Source organism: Fibrivirga algicola, assembly GCF_011742925.1.
Classification (GTDB): Bacteria; Bacteroidota; Bacteroidia; order Cytophagales; family Spirosomataceae; genus Fibrella; species Fibrella algicola.
Genome location: NZ_WAEL01000038.1, coordinates 1 through 430 on the forward strand (window position 1 = coordinate 1; position 430 = coordinate 430).

A 430-nucleotide genomic window follows, 5' to 3' on the forward strand; every position below is an offset into this window, starting at 1 on the left:
TGATCAGGTGATCTGCTTCGGTACAACGACTACGCTGAGCGCCACGGCGGCGGGCGGAACAGGCCTGACCTACACCTGGCTCCCAGCCGGTACCGGGTCAACGGCGTCGGTAACGGTATCGCCAACCCTGTCGACGCTCTACACGGTGATTGTGACCAACAGCGACGGTTGCTCAACGACGGCTACCGCGACAGTGACGGTGAACCCGGCTACGTCGGCAACCATCGGCATTGCGCCTAGCCAGACCATCTGCGAAGGCAACACGGTTGTGCTGACGGCGGTCGGCACCGGTGGCGCTTCGTACAACTACCTCTGGTCGACAAACGCTACGTCGCAGGCCATCTCTGTATCGCCAACGACTACGACGGTTTACTCGGTAACGGTAAGCAACGCAGACACGGGTTGCCCAGCGGTGGCCACAACGACCATT

At 61.4% G+C, this 430-nt stretch carries 1 protein-coding gene; it reads left to right on the forward strand.

Features of this window, described 5'->3' with window-relative positions:
• Positions 1-430, forward strand: a 430-nt coding sequence (locus tag F7231_RS27100; protein ID WP_445451894.1) for an Ig-like domain-containing protein, incomplete at both ends; no start/stop codon positions are given.